This window comes from Leptolyngbya sp. CCNP1308, assembly GCF_034932455.1.
Taxonomy (GTDB): Bacteria; Cyanobacteriota; Cyanobacteriia; order Phormidesmidales; family Phormidesmidaceae; genus Nodosilinea.
Genome location: NZ_JAYGIH010000006.1, coordinates 1 through 18,339 on the forward strand (window position 1 = coordinate 1; position 18,339 = coordinate 18,339).

At 56.8% G+C, this 18,339-nt stretch carries 17 protein-coding genes; 7 read left to right on the forward strand and 10 right to left on the reverse strand.

From position 1 onward, the window contains the following. Window positions 1-123: 123 nt before the first annotated feature. Both VB780_RS04500 and VB780_RS04505 read right to left on the reverse strand, forming a co-directional pair. Window positions 124-1,104, reverse strand: coding sequence for an NAD(P)-dependent alcohol dehydrogenase (locus VB780_RS04500; protein ID WP_323349941.1), 981 nt, complete (start codon window positions 1,102-1,104; stop codon window positions 124-126). Window positions 1,105-1,208: 104 nt separating this feature from the next. Next, window positions 1,209-2,216, reverse strand: a complete 1,008-nt coding sequence (locus VB780_RS04505; RefSeq protein WP_323349942.1) for a PIN domain-containing protein — start codon at window positions 2,214-2,216, stop codon at window positions 1,209-1,211. 480 nt (window positions 2,217-2,696) lie between these two features. Here VB780_RS04505 and ltaE point away from each other — a divergent pair, with 480 nt between their 5' ends. Then, complete coding sequence (gene ltaE / locus VB780_RS04510) at window positions 2,697-3,758, forward strand: low-specificity L-threonine aldolase (RefSeq protein WP_323349943.1); 1,062 nt, start codon at window positions 2,697-2,699, stop codon at window positions 3,756-3,758. 102 nt (window positions 3,759-3,860) lie between these two features. Next, a complete protein-coding gene (locus VB780_RS04515) occupies window positions 3,861-4,481 on the forward strand; it encodes a precorrin-8X methylmutase (protein WP_323349944.1) in 621 nt (206 codons plus the stop codon). 113 nt (window positions 4,482-4,594) lie between these two features. Here VB780_RS04515 and VB780_RS04520 read toward each other — a convergent pair whose 3' ends face one another. Then, window positions 4,595-5,149, reverse strand: coding sequence for a pentapeptide repeat-containing protein (locus tag VB780_RS04520; RefSeq protein WP_323349945.1), 555 nt, complete (start codon window positions 5,147-5,149; stop codon window positions 4,595-4,597). Window positions 5,150-5,254: 105 nt separating this feature from the next. Then, window positions 5,255-5,953: a hypothetical protein gene (locus VB780_RS04525; protein ID WP_323349946.1), complete on the reverse strand. Its 699-nt coding sequence runs from the start codon at window positions 5,951-5,953 to the stop codon at window positions 5,255-5,257. 278 nt (window positions 5,954-6,231) lie between these two features. Between VB780_RS04525 and VB780_RS04530 the strand changes: the two genes are divergently transcribed. Continuing rightward, entirely contained in the window at window positions 6,232-6,969 is a 738-nt protein-coding gene (locus VB780_RS04530; RefSeq protein ID WP_323349947.1) for a PHP domain-containing protein, read from the forward strand. Window positions 6,970-7,068: 99 nt separating this feature from the next. Here the strand turns inward: VB780_RS04530 and VB780_RS04535 are convergent, their stop codons facing one another. Beyond that, window positions 7,069-7,680, reverse strand: a complete 612-nt coding sequence (locus VB780_RS04535) for a PAP/fibrillin family protein (RefSeq protein WP_323349948.1) — start codon at window positions 7,678-7,680, stop codon at window positions 7,069-7,071. Window positions 7,681-7,898: 218 nt separating this feature from the next. After that, window positions 7,899-9,272: a (Fe-S)-binding protein gene (locus tag VB780_RS04540; protein ID WP_323349949.1), complete on the reverse strand. Its 1,374-nt coding sequence runs from the start codon at window positions 9,270-9,272 to the stop codon at window positions 7,899-7,901. Window positions 9,273-9,708: 436 nt separating this feature from the next. On the opposite strand from VB780_RS04540, the gene VB780_RS04545 reads away from it, so the two are divergent. Next, window positions 9,709-10,545, forward strand: a complete 837-nt coding sequence (locus VB780_RS04545) for a hypothetical protein (RefSeq protein WP_323349950.1) — start codon at window positions 9,709-9,711, stop codon at window positions 10,543-10,545. Window positions 10,546-10,685: 140 nt separating this feature from the next. Then, window positions 10,686-11,372 carry a signal transduction histidine kinase (STHK), LytS gene (locus tag VB780_RS04550; RefSeq protein WP_323349951.1) on the forward strand — a complete coding sequence of 229 codons (687 nt, stop codon included), beginning with the start codon at window positions 10,686-10,688 and terminating at the stop codon, window positions 11,370-11,372. 149 nt (window positions 11,373-11,521) lie between these two features. Here VB780_RS04550 and VB780_RS04555 read toward each other — a convergent pair whose 3' ends face one another. Continuing rightward, window positions 11,522-12,067: an NAD(P)H-dependent oxidoreductase gene (locus VB780_RS04555; RefSeq protein WP_323349952.1), complete on the reverse strand. Its 546-nt coding sequence runs from the start codon at window positions 12,065-12,067 to the stop codon at window positions 11,522-11,524. Window positions 12,068-12,535: 468 nt separating this feature from the next. On the opposite strand from VB780_RS04555, the gene VB780_RS04560 reads away from it, so the two are divergent. Continuing rightward, on the forward strand, window positions 12,536-13,579 hold the full coding sequence (locus VB780_RS04560) for a succinylglutamate desuccinylase/aspartoacylase family protein (RefSeq protein WP_323349953.1): 1,044 nt from the start codon (window positions 12,536-12,538) through the stop codon (window positions 13,577-13,579). A gap of 106 nt (window positions 13,580-13,685) precedes the next feature. Then, window positions 13,686-15,347, forward strand: a complete 1,662-nt coding sequence (locus VB780_RS04565; RefSeq protein ID WP_323349954.1) for an ATP-dependent DNA ligase — start codon at window positions 13,686-13,688, stop codon at window positions 15,345-15,347. 185 nt (window positions 15,348-15,532) lie between these two features. Here the strand turns inward: VB780_RS04565 and phnC are convergent, their stop codons facing one another. Genes phnC through VB780_RS04580 form a run of 3 tightly spaced genes read right to left on the reverse strand, consistent with a single transcriptional unit; the run spans window position 15,533 to window position 18,046 of the window. Further along, entirely contained in the window at window positions 15,533-16,267 is a 735-nt protein-coding gene (gene phnC, locus VB780_RS04570; RefSeq protein WP_323349955.1) for a phosphonate ABC transporter ATP-binding protein, read from the reverse strand. 4 nt (window positions 16,268-16,271) lie between these two features. Continuing rightward, complete coding sequence (gene phnE / locus VB780_RS04575; RefSeq protein ID WP_323349956.1) at window positions 16,272-17,114, reverse strand: phosphonate ABC transporter, permease protein PhnE; 843 nt, start codon at window positions 17,112-17,114, stop codon at window positions 16,272-16,274. After that, on the reverse strand, window positions 17,114-18,046 hold the full coding sequence (locus VB780_RS04580; protein ID WP_323349957.1) for a phosphate/phosphite/phosphonate ABC transporter substrate-binding protein: 933 nt from the start codon (window positions 18,044-18,046) through the stop codon (window positions 17,114-17,116). The genes phnE and VB780_RS04580 overlap by 1 nt, the downstream gene beginning before the upstream one ends. Window positions 18,047-18,339: the final 293 nt, after the last annotated feature.

An 18,339-nucleotide genomic window follows, 5' to 3' on the forward strand; every position in this document is an offset into this window, starting at 1 on the left:
GGTCTCGGGTTAGGTTGCTGGGGTAGTCTTTACTCATCGTCTCACTCCGGCATTGCTGACATTCATCTGCAACTTATACGGAGTGAGCTTTTTTACTCAAGCCCTAACTTTTCAAACACCCTCTTAGGCTTTGCCGCTGTGTTGCACGGTGATCACTACATTTCCTTTCTTGAGTCCTTGTTCGACATAGCTGTGAGCATCAGCCGTCTGTTCCAACGAATAACACCGATCTACGACCGTTTTAAATTTCCCTGTCTCAATTAGCTCTTTGAGGAAAAGCAAATCTTCTTTTCGCTCGATCGCTACACCACCAATGACTTTCTGACTAGTTGTCGTTGAAACCCATAGCCCTCGAAGTATCGAGAGCAAGTCTATGTGAACAGCTCTGAGATAGATTCCATTTTGATTAAGTGACTTTAAACAGCCTGAAAACGAACTCTTGCCTGTTGTGTCAAAAATAATATCGTAGGTCTTGTTGCTTTTGGTAAAATCTTCTCTGGTGTAGTCAATAACTTCGTCGGCTCCCAGAGATTTCACTAACTCCAGCTTTGCTGTGCTACATACCCCGGTAACGTCTGCTCCAAAAGCTTTGGCAAGTTGCACAGCGGCGGTACCTAGAGATCCAGAAGCCCCGTAAATCAAAACGCTTTGTCCTTTTTGAATCTTTCCTTTATTTTTTAGGAAAATCAGTGCAGTTGTTCCCCCAAAAGGCACAGCAGCAGCTTCCTCGTAGGTCATGTTGCTTGGCTTTAGTACAATGGCCCCCGTTTCGGGCAGGCAAATGTATTCGGCATTAGCACCAAGGCTGGTTCCTGCTCCAGCAAATACCTGATCGCCAATGTCGAACTGTTTTACATTCTTACCAACTGCCTCAATTTCTCCAGCGAGTTCACCCCCCAATATTGTGTTCTTGTTAGGTTTTCTGAAACCATAGAACAATCTGACACCAAATGGGTCAGCCCTACGGATGCGTATGTCTGCTGAAGTAACGGTTGTTGCATAGACTTTAATCAGTACTTCATTTTCTTTTGGGGTAGGTTTCTCTACCTCCTTTAGTTGAAGAACTTCGGGTGATCCATATTCTGTACATGCGATCGCTTTCATAAATGATCCTCTGACATAACACTGAACAAACCGGATCGCCCGAAGGGCATGGAGGGATTGTCGGGTTCTTCTTTTGTTAGAAGACTACAATTGACGCAAGCATATCAGGTATCTAACATATCCCACTCGTCACCCAAGACCCAGCGAAGTGCTGATAGTTTCCCGTTTAACATCCCCCATTCGAAGTCATCCCATGGCCCCGTGTCCTCATATTTCTCCTCGATCTTCTTAGCTGCCGCTAGAGCGCCTCTCCATATGCTCTTATGGATTACATCATCGCCGTATCTCTTTTCGTCGTCAGGAATGATCTGAATGGTGCCATCTTCTATGTGATAAGCCCAATTGCAATGACGGTTGTACCATACCTTGTCTACTAGCTCGTCCATTGCGGAAAGAATTTCTTGGAGACTACGAGTTTCCTCTGTAAAGTCATGCTCGAACTGCGCATCATCTAATATATCTTCATCCAAAAATTTGATGGCTGTTGATATAGTGCTGAAGTAGTGGACGTTGTCGCCAGAAAAAATCTCAGCAAAATCCTGATGAGGTTCACGATGATCTTTGGAAGAAAAATCGTTATGATTGTGCGTAACAAAAATAAAAGCCTCCGCGCCGGTTCGACCACTACAAACGAACTCAGCAAACATTTCAATAATAACTGCGTCTGCTGTGGAGTTCTTGCTGATATGAAACGGAGCTCGCTTATCAAGCCCTCTTGTTAACGCCGCTAGCTTCGCATTGTCTGTTACAGCAACCTTCAGAGAATTTTCTATCAGATTCTCAACCCTTGAGATTGTTGTATAATTAGCCTCTGATAGCAGGGGGAGCCTAGCTCCTACCTCCTTAAGAACTTCTATGGCGTCATCTTTGTTATCGCCGCCAAACTCTTCAACAACACTTCGAACTTGCTTGAATTCTTGAGATAACCGCCTTCTCGTTTTATTTGCAATATTATCTTTATTCCTGGCAAACTCAGTGACGACGATATCCGGGATGAGAAGTCTGACGTTGCCACTCGACACTAGCTCCTCTAGCGCTGACACTACAGGAAGATCACTTTTCCGAGTGGATATATCCAATAGGACGCAAGTGTCGAGCATCATATAGTTCATTAAGGCATCCCTAAGTAATTAAGTGACTTTGTCCAAGGTTTTAACAATAGTGCTTAGCGGGTGCAATCAGCTTTGGGAAATCAAGCATATTGACCCCGCAGTGAAGCTTACTGACCCCGCAGTAAGCTTCACTGGTATGGCAGTGTGATGTTGCAGGCCCAAAGTATAGTTCTGGGGCAAGCCAGCTAACGCCTTCAGCTCTGCATTAATATCTTGCAAAGCAAAGCAAAGCATCCGTTAAGGAACTTTAGGGAACAAATCTGGGACTCGCCGACCAGACCTGCCGCGATCGCACTCACCATTGCCTGAACCGCAATCGTGCTAGCAGGCGTAATTAGCCCGCTGGGCACCGCCGCTGCGCCAGGGATGACTACCGTAGTACGCTCTAGATCACCTTGGGCGGCCTACCTTCAACGCATTCCGACTCACAACGAGATCTCCCCCCTTAACCCAACTCCCCTCCCCCCCACTACCTCTCCCATGGCTACCATCCACCCCGCCACCGACTTCCGCTCCGACACCGTCACCTGGCCCACCCCGGCCATGCTCGAAGCCATGGCCGCCGCCGAACTGGGGGATGACGTCTACGGCGAAGACCCCACCGTCAACGAGCTAGAAACCCTGGCTGCCACCCTCTTGGGCAAAGAGGCGGGGTTGTTCGTCACCAGCGGCACCCAGGGCAATCTAATTGCCGCCCTCACCCACGCCCAGCGCGGCGACGAAGCCATCCTCGGCGAAGACGCCCACACCTTCTGCTGGGAGGCGGGTGGCATCGCCGTACTGGGCGGCATTGCCACCCGCCCGCTGCCCACCGACAGCCGGGGTCGCATGGCGATCGATCAGATCAAATCGGCAATTCGAGTGGATAACCCGCACCTGCCCCACAGTCGGTTGATATTGCTAGAGAACAGCTCCGGCGGCAACAACGGCGCGGCGATCGAGCCCGGCTACTTCGCCGCCATCGGCACCCTAGCCCAGGCGCATCAGCTCAAGGTGCATCTGGATGGGGCGCGCCTATTCAACGCCGTCACCGCCCTAGGGACTGCCCCAACGGCGATTACGGCCCACGTCGATTCGGTGAGCGTGTGCCTGAGCAAAGGGCTGTGCGCTCCGGTGGGTTCTGTGCTGGTGGGCAGCGAGGCGTTTATTCACCAGGCCCGTCGCCACCGCAAGCTGCTGGGCGGCGGTATGCGCCAGGCCGGGGGGTTGGCGGCGGCGGGCATCATCGCCCTCAAGACCATGACCCAGCGATTGCAGACCGACCACGACAACGCCCAGGCTCTGGCCCAGGGGTTGGCGACCATTCCAGGCATTGCGATCGCCCCGGTGGTAGTCGAAACCAATATGGTGTTTTTTGACCTGGCCGAGGAGGTAGCCATTTCTCCCGAAGCGCTGATTAAAACGCTAAGGGCTGAGTACGGGCTACATATCGGCGGCTACGGCAATCGCCGTCTGCGAGCCGTCACCCACTACTGGATCGAGCCGCCTCAGATTGAGCGGCTGGTGGAGGCAATTCGTGCCATTGTTGAGGGCAACGCGTGACGGGGCAAAACCTGCGGGTTTCCATCGCCTTTTACCCATTGCGCTGCACCCCAGACCTGGATACACTTAAGCCCAGCAAACCGACCCTTACCCAGCCGCCTTATGGAATGGCATGTGACCGATGCCCAAAGTCTGCGAGTGATCGATTCCGAAATTGGCGACCACAGCTTCTCGCCGTCGGAATACGAAATTGTGCGCCGGGTAATCTACGCCACCGCCGACTTTGACTTTAAAGACCACATCCATTTCTCTGATCAGGCGCTACAGTCTGGGGCCGCAGCCCTAGCGGCCCGCACCACCATCATTGTGGATGTGCCTATGGTGCAGGTGGGCATTACCCCCGCCATTCAGCACACTTTTGCCAACCCGGTCTATTGCAGCATGGATGCCCTGACTCGGCCCCAGAAGGGCAAAAGCCAGGCCTCGTGGGGAGTAGAAACCCTGGCCCAGCGCTACCCCGAAGGCATCTTTGTGATTGGGGCTTCAGAGGCGGCCCTGTCTAGTCTGGTAGATTTAATCGACGCCGAGAAGGTGCGCCCGGCTCTGGTAGTGGCAACCCCCGCCGGGTTTATTGAAACCGCTGTGATCAAAGACCGTCTGAAAGACACGATGGTGCCCTACGTGACGATCAATGGGCGAAAGGGTAGCCCTGTGGTCGCCGCTGCGATCGTCAATGGTTTGGTAGACCTGGCCTGGCAGGCCTACGGCAAAGAGAATCCCTGACTGTTCGTAACTAGCCTGGGCAAAAAAAACATACCACCCTGCCCAAAAACAGCTGCTGACCGAGCGGAGGCGAAGCCAGCGGCTGTTTTTAGGGCAATGTTGTCGAGCGAGATTTAGCAGTCGCGGTTTTCGATCGCACCGTCAGGCATGGTGGTATTGCAAAACAGCACCATGCTGCGGTTGACGCCGCGCAGGTTAGCGCCCTTGAGATTGGCCCCCCTGAGATTGGCACTGCCGAGGGTGACGCTGAGCATGACCGCCCCGCTGAGGTTGGTGTCGGTGAGGTCGGCGTCGGTAAGGTTGGCCTGGGTCATTTCTACGTTCGAGAGATCGGCCCCAGATAGGTTGGCACTGGGCAAGTTGGCACCGTTCATCTGAGCACCTACAAGATGGGCACCGCTGAGGTTGGCCCCTTCCATTTCGCTGAGCATGAGGTTGGCCTTGTCTAGGTCAGCCCCAGCTAGATTGGCCCTGGTGAGCACCGCAATTTTGAGGTTGGCACCACTGAGGTCGGTGTTGCTGAGGTCGGCCTCGTTGAGAATGCACACCGGGCACTTTTTGGTGTCGAGCAGCTTTTGTACATCGTCGGGAATGGCGGCTTTGGCGGGGGCAAAGCTCAGGCCCCAAATCATGAGGGCGAGGGCCAGCATGGCCAGTAGACGTTTCATAGTCGGCAGCAAGTCCTGTAAGGCGGGTCTTGGCTATTCTCCCACTCAATGGGGTACCTGGGGGGTACCCAGAGTGGCTTAACCCAGGGCGAGTCCCCAGGCCGCTTAAAAGGGCAGTTGCCCGAGCCAAAACAGCTCGGGCTGGGGGTTGTGGCGGCAGGGGGGCCAAGAGCTTAGGCCCTCGGCATCGAGCGGGGGGGGCGGCAGCGGCAGGTCTTGGGCCAGGCACAGATGGGCGATCGCACGGCGAAATTCGGCCCCGTGCCCCGGTAGTCTGGCAATGCCGTGGGCCAGCTCGTGGGCCACCAGCCCCGGCCAGTCGGCGGGCACAATCCGCCCCGGATCGACCATCAGGGTGATAGTGCTGGGGCGTTCGCAAGGCGTCCCCCTTGGGGAATCGCGCCGGAAAGCTACGTTGGGGACATTGCAGCAAAATCCGTCTACCCCCGCCTGGGGGCCAATGGGGGCGGCAAAAATTTGTACGCTGGGGCGCAACGCTGGCTCAAAACAGCCCAGCAGGTCGTTTAAGATGGCCTGGAGGCGCTGGTTTACCCGGTGAATGTGTTGGCCGATCCAGATCAGGGCTTCCCCCGGCGGGTCGGCAACATGGGCCAGGCTAATCCAGCCGGGTTCGATCGACAGATCGCGCAGCACGCTGAGATAACCTGTGGCTCGCAGCATAGAGTCAGTATTGTCGGTGGGAGCCCGCTGCCAATAGATCGCCTGAAACTGGGTAGTTTGATCGAAGGCGAAGGCATTGTTGGAGCGATTCTGGAACGGGTCGCTTTGCGGGGCGCTGGCCATGGGTCAAAGCCTGAAAACCGGGGCAATAGGCAAAATTTTCCCACAGTATCTCTGCTATTGGTCAGCGACGAACACTTTGGCAGCGTTACTTTCGCTAGGGTAAATGGGAATACAACGCAATAAGTTGGATTCTATGTAATTCTCCGAAAACGCCCGTCTAGATCAAAAATTTACGCCATAACAGTCTTCTAGGCACAGAATTTTCCTCCGTCAACGGGGCAAAGTTATATATTTAATAAAGAACCTTTGGTAAAACGCAGCATTCATCCTCAAGATTCATGGTTGCCACTCCTAGTCTCAGCACCCTTAGCCAGCGCCCCCGCACCGGGGATGCGGAATCGCTGAGAAAAATTTTCGCCGCTGTAGACGCAACCAGCTGCCCCTACACCTACAATTTTCACATGCACACTGCTTGCTCCGACGGCAAGCTCACCCCCGCTGGTCTAATGGAGCAGGTGGTTGATATTGGCCTCAACGCCTTTGCCATTACCGACCACCACACCGTCAGAGGCTACAAGCAGGCCAAGGCCTGGCTCGAAGATTGGCAGTGGCGCAACCCCACCTCCCTGCGCAGCCGCCAGCGGGGCAGAGCGGGAGCTGTACCCCGGCTGTTTACCGGCGTAGAAATCACCGCCATTTTGGCCGAGACCGAAGTGCACATTTTGGGCTACGGCTTTGCGCCCAGCCACGATGCGATCGCGCCCTACCTGCAGGGCCATGCGCCTCGGGGCGATGCCAAACTCGCGGGGGCCGTCATTGCGGCAATTCAGTTGGCGGGGGGAATAGCCGTGCTGGCCCACCCCGCGCGCTACCGCACTTCAGCTAAAACCCTGGTGCCCGTCGCGGCTAGCCTCGGCATTGATGGGGTCGAAACCTACTACGCCTATGCCAACCCCGAAGACTGGGTGCCCTGCCCCCGCCATACCCCCACCGTGGAGCAATTGGCCCGAGACCACGGCCTGCTCACCACCTGCGGCACCGATACCCACGGCCCCAGTCTACTGCGGCGACTGTAGTTTGCTCGGTTCGCTGACCCAGTCTGCGGTCGATGGTGGATAAAGGGCGATCGCAGGGAAACGAGAGCTAGATAGATCACGGGATGGGGCGATCGCTACCTACCGCCGAAACACAAACAAGTTGCCCGTGGCCCCGCGTCCAAACCGCAGGTCTTCGTCCAGGTAAGAGGTGATCCATAGCGCCTCTTGGCGGAGAAACTCGAGCACGGGCACGGTGATCTGGGGCAGGTTTAGCCCAGCAATGCCCAGCAGACGGGTGGCTTGCACCGTAAACGCTCCAAAGCTGACCTGGGCGCTTTCGCCTTCTTCATAGGGCTTCCAAATGCCCTGGGCCGTGGCGGTGAGTTCGCCAAAAAAGGGGATTGAGAGCACGGCCCCATTTTCAGTGGCAATTTCGGCGCTGTGGCCTTCGGGGTTGTTCAACCGCTGCCATACCCGGCGAATGCCCACGGGGAGAGGAAACTGGCGATTGATGCGGCGCGTGACCACCGTGCCCCGCGAGGCATAGACCAGTGCCCAAGACCCCAGCAGCAGAGGCCAGTGCTCTGGCCGCAGGGGCTGATCGATAGGGTTGAGCGTCTCTAACTCGCAGATAATTTGGTCGATCGTCGGGTGCTCGGCGGGCAGAATGGCCTCTTCGGGCTCTAGCCGGTCGATCTGCTGGAAAAGCTGGATTTTGAGCTGAAGGCGACGGTGATGAACAGGAGTCATAGCAGCAGGAAACGAAGGGGATGGCCTGACTTGGGCCTAGAGTTTTAGACGACGTTTGAAAAGTTATCCTTCTTGTAGCAAACGTGAAGATCCCCCTCAATCCCCCTTAAAAAGGGGAACATTTACCCCCCTTTTTAAGGGGGGCAGGGTGGATCAGCCGGTGACTAAAGCTATAGCGACTCACTTTTCAAACACCCTCTTAGAATACCCCCGTCAAGTCAAACAGTCGTCTCTAGCGGCAGCGGCAGGTTGCGAATCGAGAAATCGAGCAGCTCCATCGGGTGAAACAGAGGGATGGCCCGCGCCTGCCCAGCCATATGCTGCTGAATTTGCAGCGAGCAGCCAGGGTTCGGGGAGGCGACCAGGACAGCACCGGTATTCAGCAGGTTTCTCACCTTCATCTGGCCCAGCTCGGTGGCTACCTCGGGGTGCAGCATGTTGTAGACTCCGGCGCTGCCGCAGCAGAGGGCCGCATCCAGAGGTTCTCGCAGGGTGACACCGGGAATTTGTTTGAGCAACTGCCGGGGCTGAAGGCTGATTTTCTGGCCGTGGAGCAGGTGGCAGGCATCTTGATACACGATCGGCAAAGTGCCCTCGGTGATGGGATGCAGCGGGGTGACCAAACCCACCTGGGCGAGAAACTCTTGCACGTCGCGGACTCTGGCCACAAAGGTCTTGGCCCGTTCAGAATACTCCGGGTCATCCTGCAAGATGTGGTGGTACTCCTTCAGGGTGTGACCGCAGCCTGCAGCGTTGATCACCACAAAATCGACCTCGGCGGCCTCGAAGCAGTCGATCATGCGGCGGGCTAGCGCCTGGGCCTGGGCCTCTTGCCCCTGGTGGGCGGGCAGCGCCGAGCAGCAGCCCTGCTCGTGGGGAATCACCACTTCGCAGCCGTTGGCGCTCAGCACCCGCGCCGTGGCGGCATTGACATCGGAGAAAAACACCCGCTGCACGCAGCCCAGCACCATGCCCACCCGATAGCGCTGGTTGCCCACGGCGGGGATCAGCTCTGGCAGATCGTCCTGAAAGCTCTCGGCGGTGATCGGGGGCAGCAGCGACTCCATCGCCGCCAGGCTGGGGGAGAGTTTGGTCAGTAGCCCGGTCTTCTGCACCAGCTTAGAAATCCCCAGCTTTTGGTACAGGTACAGCGGCCCGGCGATCGCCCGCAGCCGGGTGGGGTAGGGAAAGAGGCTGAAGATCAGCGATCGCACCGCCCGTTCTGCCAAGGAACGTTGATGGTGGCGCTCTACCTGGGGCCGCACCGCCGCAATTAGCTGGTCGTACTGGACGCCGGAGGGGCAGGCTGTAGTACAGGCCAGGCAGCCCAGGCAGGAGTCAAAATGCTTGGCCGAGGTGGCCGACAGGGGTGCTTCGCCCGTATTGATCGCATCCATTAGATAGATCCGGCCCCGAGGTGAGTCCATTTCGGTGCCGAGCACGCGGTAGCTGGGGCAGGTGGTGAGGCAAAAGCCGCAGTGCACGCAGGCATCGATTAGCTTGGGGTCAGGGGGGTGCTGGGTGTCGAACCCGTTAGCAACACTAGCGGCAGTAGGCCAAGCGGGGGGCGCTGAAGACTCGGTGGTCGGCATGGAAACGTGGGTAAGGGCCGCTTTTCAGCCTAGCGCGATTGCCCCTCTCTGAAGCGAAAATCCCGCAATAGCTGGCACAGGTAGGAAGGGAAGTCTTCTTAGCCGTTGTATGCATCCTGCGTCGCGCCAGAGTGCCGCACCCCGGGTATTACTTTTGAATTACTTTTTACAGGCATAAAAGCATTAATGATTAAGTATCCCTCATTGGCCAGAGGTTAAATGACTCCCTCTGACAGAGATGGTTTTGCCAGATTGGCTCTACGGTGAGTAATAAGGACGTCTAGATATAAGTGCAAGTTACCCCACGGCTGCACTCACTATTTAAGATTTTCATCTCTTCTTAAGGTATTGAGTTGCTCAGCCTCTCAAAGCCACATATAGATTCTGAAGCTAAATCCTTTGAAGAGAGTTATCTAGAAAAAAGGAGCTTAGCTCAATGAAGAATAGTCGCAACATCAAGTCTTTGAAGCCGATTTCAAAGAATGGATTGTGGAAAGGAGTGGTTGCCCTAGGTCTATCCCTTTCCGTACTGTCAGCTTGTAACGGGCAGACCCAAACCAATCAGGCAGAGCAAGACAACGTAACATCTGATGATGTCACCCAGATTGAGGCCGGAGATCCTGCCCTTGGGCAACTAGTCACTATCAGAAGTGGCGTAGTTGAAACGCTGGATGATAATGGTTTCGTCATGGAATCTAACAACGGCGATTTAATTTTAGTCATCAACCGCACGGGCACCCCTTTCACTCAGCCCGAAGCGGCTATTCCTATTCAAGTGACTGGGCAGCTAGATACCTTTAGTGCCGCTGACTCAGCCGAGCAGTACGGGATAGAGTTAGAACCTGAACTTTATGATGAGTATGATCAGCAGCCGGTAATTATCGCCGACAATTTTGCCTTGGCACCCCGGCCCCAAGATCTTTGGAATGCTCCCGATGAATACTACGAAGAAATAATTGCCGTTGAGGGCGATCTGCGACCTTTAGAGGAATCGGCAAATGCCTTTGCCTTGTTTGAAGAAGGCTGGGTTAGTGATACCGGAGTTTTGATCATTGGAGTGGGGCAATTAGTAGATGCCGCAGACCTAGAGGCTGGTGAGAACATTGTGGTTACAGGGCAGGCACGACAGCTAGATGAAAATTTGCTGAGAGAGGCAGAATTTGGCTGGGACGATGACCAAATTCAAGAGTTCTTGTCGAGGTATGAAAATCGGCCTGTAATTATCGCTGAACAAATTTATCCGTCGGCGGTGCCGCCCCACCCTAGCGTCTGACGAAAGCAGTTCAGCTCGACGAGTAGCAGAGAGTTTTTTTCAGGCCGCTAGCCTGAAAACTGCGGGGCAAGGCAACAATACCCCGCATTGACGCAGGCAGATTTGCCCATGTCAAACCTGATGATAATCTAAAGGAAAGTATGGTACGCACAATAGCCAATCAAAATAACACTCAGTACAAGCGAGTAATGGGTGTCTTTAAGCGACGCGAAGATCTTGAAAGCGCGCTTCAAGCATTGAAAGATGCTGGTGTTGAAAAAGAGAGAATTTCTCTTCTAGCCAGACATATAGAAGATGTCAAAGGTGCTGAGGAGATTAGCGATGGCGAAGGCAACGAGGCTAAGGAAGGTGCTGGCATTGGCGCTACTACGGGTACCGTCTTAGGTGGCATTGGTGGTTTTCTCATTGGTGCCGGAGTTTTGGCAATTCCGGGGGTGGGGCCTGTGTTAGCCGCAGGTGCTGGCATCTCTGAGATTGCAGCAACTCTGGCTGGTGCCGGTATTGGTGCCGCCAGTGGTGGACTTGTAGGTGCCCTAGTTGGGGCTGGCATTCCTGAAGACAAAGCCAAGGTTTACAACCAGCGTTTTGAGGCTGGAGATTACCTGCTGATGGTCGACGGCACGCCTGACAATTTGCGCCAGGTCGCGTCTATTTTGCGCGATCGCCGCGCTGAGGAGTTGGGCGTCTACGATGCCCCTGACCTGGCGCAAAGCAAGCAGACCACCCCTGGGCACAGTGCCTCTGTGGGGACTCGGGATATCGACAGCGATGGTGAGCCAGAAGTCATCATCGTCGATAAGCGCAGTGAGGCGACTAAGCATCAGTAAATAAGCAAAGGTATTTCTGTATACCGCAACCACAAATTTGCTTTAACCTCTGGCGTGACTAGAGGTTAAAGCAAATTTTGCTTTGAGTAACAAAAGCATCATTCCTGTGAGCAAGGTAGACGAGAACTCTTTACAAGGGAAGACGGCGATCAGTCTACTCCGCGCAGTTTGCGAGTGTTGTCGTAGAGACTCTGGGCCAGGCCATCGAGACGCTGGGAGAGTTTTTCGTCGACGATTTTGCCCTGGTCGTCAAAGGCTTGCCAGGCCTGGCCGATCGCCACTTGCTCAGGCACCACCCAGGTGTGCACCCAGCGCAGAATGGTGCGCAGGTCATTGAGAGCATTGTTGTTAGACTGGCCGCCGAGAATGCTGACCGCTCCGGCAACTTTGCCATCGAGTTGGTCAAAGCTCATCAGATCGAGCGCATTTTTGAGTACGCCGCTGACGCTGCCATGGTACTCGGGGGTGACCAGCACAAAACCATCGGCTTCTAGAAAGGCCTGGCGCAGACGCTCGACATCGGGATGGTCGGGGTAATCTTTGCCGCCGTGGCAGAGGGGCAGGTTCATCTCGCGCAGATCGAGCAGTTCGAATTCGGCACCCAACGCGCGGAGGCGATCGCCCACTAGCCCCAGCGCCAGCTGACTGTAAGAATTGGGCCGCAAACTTCCGGCAATGCCCACAAACTTCACCATGACATACCTCTTAACTGCTTAGTCATAATCGTAATGACTTCAAGTTAACGAGATTTGCAGCAATTTGTCAAGCGTTGTAAGGAGGCCGAGCTAAGGAGATTTCTAGGAAAGAAGATATCAGCTTCAATCCAGCGACTATAGCCGCTGTAGGGTGGGCACTGCCCACCATTAGGGAAACTCTTTTTCAAAAGTCTCCTAAGATGCTGACCTACTGCTGTGGAAGGTCAGCAATCGGCTGGGCCAGGTTTAAGTAACCAGGTTCAAATCCGTTGGCCCCGTCCTTTAGTCTGTGTTGCGCCCCCAGAGCCCTGTGGTTTTCACGCTCCATTCTTTTGCTATCTTTGTGGTCTGCCATATTCAGAAATCAGGCCAAAATCAGAAATCTGCTGATCCTATCCCTAGGCGAATTGGCTATAGTGGCGAGACACTGCCCCGCCTAGCTAGGGCTGCCCCTGGTTGATAGTCACCATGGTAAAACCTACGCCAGATTCTCTCCGGCGCGTTGGTACCGCTAGCCCGCTGCTTATGCCTTCCGATGCGGCTCCCCCCACTCCGCTGGTGATTGGGGGCGAAAATATTCCCCGGGGCAAGCGGGTGCGGCTCGACTTGCCGGTGGCTCGCCTGCCCACTGGCACCATGCTGCCGCTGCCAGTGACGGTGATCAACGGTAAAAAGCCGGGGCCGCGTCTGTGGCTCAGCGCGGCCATCCACGGTGACGAACTCAACGGGGTCGATATTATTCGTCGAGTGGCCAGGGCGATTCAGCCCCACCGGCTCCACGGGGCGGTGATTGCCGTGCCAGTGGTGAATATCTTTGGCCTGCTAGAGCAATCGCGCTACCTGCCCGATCGCCGCGATCTCAACCGCTCGTTTCCGGGCTCGGCGCGGGGGTCGATGGCCAGTCGGCTGGCGGCGCTGTTTATGCGCGAGGTGGTCAGCCACTGCACCCACGGCATCGACCTGCACACGGCGGCGATCCATCGCATCAACCTGCCCCAGGTGCGGGCCGACCTGCAAGACCCGGCCACCTACGCCTTTGCCCAGGCCTTTGGGGCTCCGGTGATTCTCCATGCCTCCCACCGCGACGGCTCTTTGCGCCAGGCCGCTGCCAAGCGCCACATTCCCACCCTGCTCTATGAGGCAGGCGAAGCCCTGCGGTTTGACGAAGAGGCCATTCAAACCGGGGTCGATGGCATTTACCGGGTGATGGCCTACCTGGGCATGTACGCCCCGCCCGGCACGCCGCCCCCCCCCTCGGTAGAAGCGCAAGAAACCCGCTGGGTGCGGGCCTCGCGCGGCGGCATCTGGCACCGGGCGATCGCCCTAGGCGACGAGGTCAAGCAGCGCCAGCCCCTGGGCTTTATCAGCGACACCTTTGGGGATAAGCCGGTGCAGGTGCGTAGCCCCATGGCGGGCATTGTCATCGGCCACGGCCAAAACCCGCTGGTCAACCAGGGCGATGCCTTAGTCCATGTCGCCAGTGTGAGGGCAGCGATTGAGCCAGAACAGTAGGATATAGCTGAAGAACGAAAAACGAAAAAAGAAAAGCGACGTAGAAAAGCTGACGGGTTCAGATTCTGCACCGCTGAGTTTTTTGAGCCGAGACGCAAACTTTTCTATGCAGCGCTTTACCCAGCTTTTTTTGGATATTGATGCCACCACCTCGACCAATGAGAAGGTGCGATCGCTGCAAGCCTACTTCCAAACGCAAGAGGCCGACCCCGCCGACAAGGTCTGGGCTCTCTACCTGCTGCTGGGCAAAACCCGTCGCCGCACAGTGACCTCACGGGTGCTGCGGGATGTGTTTCTGCAAATTTCCGACATTCCCGAATGGCTATTTAAAGACTGCTACGCCCAGGTGGGCGACTCGGCGGAGGTGATCGCCCTGCTGCTGCGCGATGTGGATTTGCCCCGCAGGGGCGCATCATGCTGCGCCCCTACCCCAGGCCATGCTGAGAACCAACCTCCTGCGGCCCCCATCCCCCTGCATCAGTGGATGGAGGAGGTTATCCCCATGTACAAGGCGGTGGAGACCGACGACGAGCGGCGCGACTTAATCGTCTCCTGGTGGGCGGCGCTGGATAACACCGAGATCTTTGTGCTCAACAAAATTCTCACCGGGGCCTTTCGCGTCGGCGCGTCGGCCAAGCTGGTGATTAAGGGGCTTGCCGCCGCCACGGGTATTTCCGAAGCCGTGCTCACCCACCGGCTGATGGGCGACTTTAGCCCCACGGTGGAGTTCTACACCAACCTCACCAGTGAGGAGGCCACCCAGAATGCCCCTAGCCAGCCTTACCCCTTCTTTCTCGCCACGTCGCTGGATGAGGAAAAATTTCAAACGGAGGACTTTTCTCGCTGGCGGGCGGAGTGGAAGTGGGACGGCATTCGCGCCCAGGTGATTAAGCGGGACGATCAGGTGTTTGTCTGGTCGCGGGGCGAAGATTTAGTCACGGCCCAGTTCCCGGAAGTAGAGGCGATGATGGCCTCGTTCCCCAACGGCATTGTGATGGATGGGGAAATTCTTTGCTGGCAAGACGACAGGCCGCTGTCGTTTAACCATCTGCAAAAGCGCCTGGGCCGCAAGAAGGTCAGCAAAAAGGTGATGGAAGAAAGCCCGGTGCATTTCATCGCCTACGACCTGCTGGAGTACGGTGGGGTGGATATTCGGGAGAAAAGCTGGGGCGATCGCACCCAATCCCTTTCCACCCTTTTGGCCGTTCACACCGCCCCCAACCTGCACCAGTCCACTCTTTTCCCCTTCAGCTCCTTTGCCGAGCTGGCGGCCCTGCGCGAAAGCTCTCGCCAGCAGGGGGCCGAGGGGCTGGTGGTGAAGGCGATCGACAGCCCCTACCTGGTGGGCCGCAAGCGCGGCTACTGGTGGAAGTACAAGGTTGACCCCATGAGCCTCGACGCGGTGCTGATCTACGCCCAGGCGGGCAGCGGCAAACGGGCCAACCTCTTTACCGACTACACCTTTGCCCTTTGGCAGGGCGACACCCTGGTGCCCTTCGCCAAAGCCTACAGCGGTCTGGACAATGCGGAGATTGACGCGCTAGACAAGTGGATTCGTCGCCACACGACGGAGCGGTTTGGGCCAGTGCGATCGGTCGAGCCGATTCACGTGTTTGAGATTGGCTTTGAGGGTATTGCTGCATCGACCCGCCACAAGTCGGGTATTTCGGTGCGCTTTCCCCGCATTCTGCGCTGGCGCAAAGACAAGCCCGCCGCCGAGGCCGATACCCTGGCCTCAGCGCAGGATCTACTGGCCACTTTCCGATAGCCAGATCTGATAGTCAGGATAGGGTTTATACGAAATCCGATTTGGAAAACCCCGATTCATTATCAGAACATCGCTGATGCGATCGCCGGACGAGCCGAGCTAGAGGTTAAGCCCGAGGAGGCCCGAGACACCATCCGCATCATCGATCTGGCGAAGTTATAGGCGGCCGGGGGATGGTTTTGGTTTTAGGGTTTGTAGATCAAATCTAGGCTGGTGGCATTGACCTGGCTGGTGGGGCGATCGAGCACCAATTTCCCCGCCTGGATGCCGAGGATGCGATCGCCGTATTTCAGTGCCAGATCGACCTGGTGCAGGTTGCACACCACGGTTAGCCCTTCGTTGCGGCAGAGCGATCGCAGCAGCCCCAGCACCGTGTGGGCTATTTCGGGGTCGAGGCTGGCCACGGGTTCATCGGCCAAAATCAGGCTGGCTCGCTGGGTGAGGGCGCGGGCGATCGCCACCCGCTGCTGCTGTCCGCCCGAGAGCCGATCGGCCCGCTGAAAGGCCGCATCCAAGAGCTGCACCCGCTCTAAGGCTGCCATGCCCTCCCGCAGCAACTCCGGCGGAAACTGGTTGAGCCAGCAGCGCCAGAGGGGCAGCTCCGGCAGGCGTCCGCCCAGACAGTTTTCCAGCGCTGTGCGGCGACGCACCAGGTTGAACTGCTGGGCAATGGTGGCCATTTGGGTACGAGCCTGCCGCAGTTCACGGGCTGAGCAGGTGGTCAGGTTCTGGCCCTGAAAGCACACCTGGCCCTGGGTCGGCTTGATCAGCTGAAGAATGCAGCGCATCAGCGTCGTTTTGCCCGCCCCGCTCGGCCCCAAAATGGCGGTGAAGGTGTGGGGTTCAATCTCAAAGCTAATGTCGTCCAGGGCCGTGCGGTTGCGGTCATAAACCTTAGAAAGGTGCTCAATGCTCAGCATAGTGTCATCCTAACCGCTGCCGCAGTCGGGCACTCAGGGCATCGATCAGCGTCACCATGGCCAAAATCAGCAGCAAAATGGTGCAGAGCCGAGGAAAATCCAGCAGCTTTAGACTGACTAGCAGCTCATAGCCAATGCCGCCCGCGCCGACGATGCCCAAAATTACCGACGATCGCACGTTGAACTCCCACAGATAGAGGCTGATGCCGATCAGGCCGGGCAAGGCTTCGGGCAATACAGCGAAGGTAAAGGTCCGAAAGCGATCGCACCCCGTCGCCTCTACCGCCTCGATCGGCTCGGGCGGCAGGGTCTCTAGCACCTCGGCGTAGAGCTTGGCCATCGACCCGGTGGTGTGCAGCGCCACCCCCAGCGCCCCGGCAAAGGGTCCCAGGCCCACAATTGAGACAAAGAACAGGGCAAAAATGGCGGTGTCAATGCCCCGCAGCAGGTTGAGCAGGCTCCGTAAGGGCAGAGCTAACAGCCTAAACGGGGTGACGTTGCGAGCCACCATTACCGCCAGGGGCAGCGCCGCCACCATGGCCGCGCCGGTACCGATGATGGCGATTGCCAGCGTCTCCCAAATTGCCCCCAAAAAGCTGGTCAGCTCTGAAAAATCGGGGGGAAACAGCCGCCCCAGCCAGTCGCCCAGCTGAGGCAGCCGCGACCAAAACTGCTGCACATCGACCTCGGCCCCGTGGGCACTGGCGATGACCACCGCCACCGCCAGCACCCCCCAAAAGCCCTGGTGGAGCATGCGCCAGAGGCCACCCTGGCGCTGCCACTCGCGCTGCAAGAGCGTGTCAAAATCGGTGACAGGGCTGCTGCCGTTGTTGGCGGGTGGCTCCATCACTCCAGCTTGCCTACGGATTTGCCAGCCGTCTCGATTGGGCTGTAGTTGCTGCCGTCGGAGACGACAAAGCCGGTGTAGTTTTTGGGCAACAGGGTTTGGGTCTGCTCTGGGGTGAGGTTGACCAGGGCATCTTGCAGCCTGGTCTTTAGCTCGGCGGGAAAGCCGCCCCGTACGACGATGGGGTCATTGGGCAGGGGCTCAGACTGCCAGATGATCTTGAGCTGGCTTTTGTCGATTCTGCCCTGATCGGTCAGCACGTCCAGGTTGCGATCGTAGTCAGAGGCGATATCGGTCTGATCGCTCAAAACTGCGATCGCCTGGGCCGCGTGGCTGGCCCCTTCGCTGTAGTCAAACACCGCTTCGGGGTCTAGCCCCCGCCGCTTAAACTCCGCCTGGGGAATCAGCCAGCCCGAGGTTGACCCCACGTCGGCCAGGCTGAGCTTGAGCTTTTGCCCCTGCTGACTGAGGGCAATAGCCTCATCGAGCGTGTCAAAGGGCGCGTCGGCTTTGGCCATTAGCACCGAGGAGTAGGTGGGTTTGTCTTTGTACTTGACGGTGGCGATCGCCTCCAGCGCCGGCTCGTTGTGGTGGGCCAGCACATAGCCCCAAGGCCCCAGCCAGGCGACATCCAGGGTGCCCGATCGCAGCGCCTCAGAGATGCCAATCCAGTCGTCGGCCACGGTTACATCGGCGGGTAAATCTAGCTGCTGAGCCACTTCCTCAAACAGCGGCTCAAACTGCTTGCGGTTCTCATTGGGGGTGGGGAAGTAAGGCCCAACGCCAAACTTGAGCTCCGCCAGCGTCACCTCAGGGGCCGAATCCGCAGCGGTTTGGTTGTCGGACGGGGGCGCACAGGCCACGACAACAACCAGAGCCAGCAATCCAACCAGCCAAGCGCTCAGCCAGCCTTTGAGGCGGAATCTATTCATGCCCGTCTTCTCTCTCTATAGAAAAATTTTGCCTGTAGAGATCATTAAATTGCATCAGGGACTGCTCTTGATTAAAAGAAGATAAGCAGCCCAGATTGAACTCTCAGCCCAAATCCCGAATGAATACCCCCGATTTCTAGAGGCTTAGTCTGCTGCGCCCCTACGGGGTTCCTGATCATGAATCGGGGGCTCCCAAATCGGATTTCGTATCAGCCTGCGCCTGGAAGCAGAGCCTATTGTATCGCCCTGCCGTTCCAGATAGCGACTGCTGGCCTTCGTCTGCCAACCTGGTT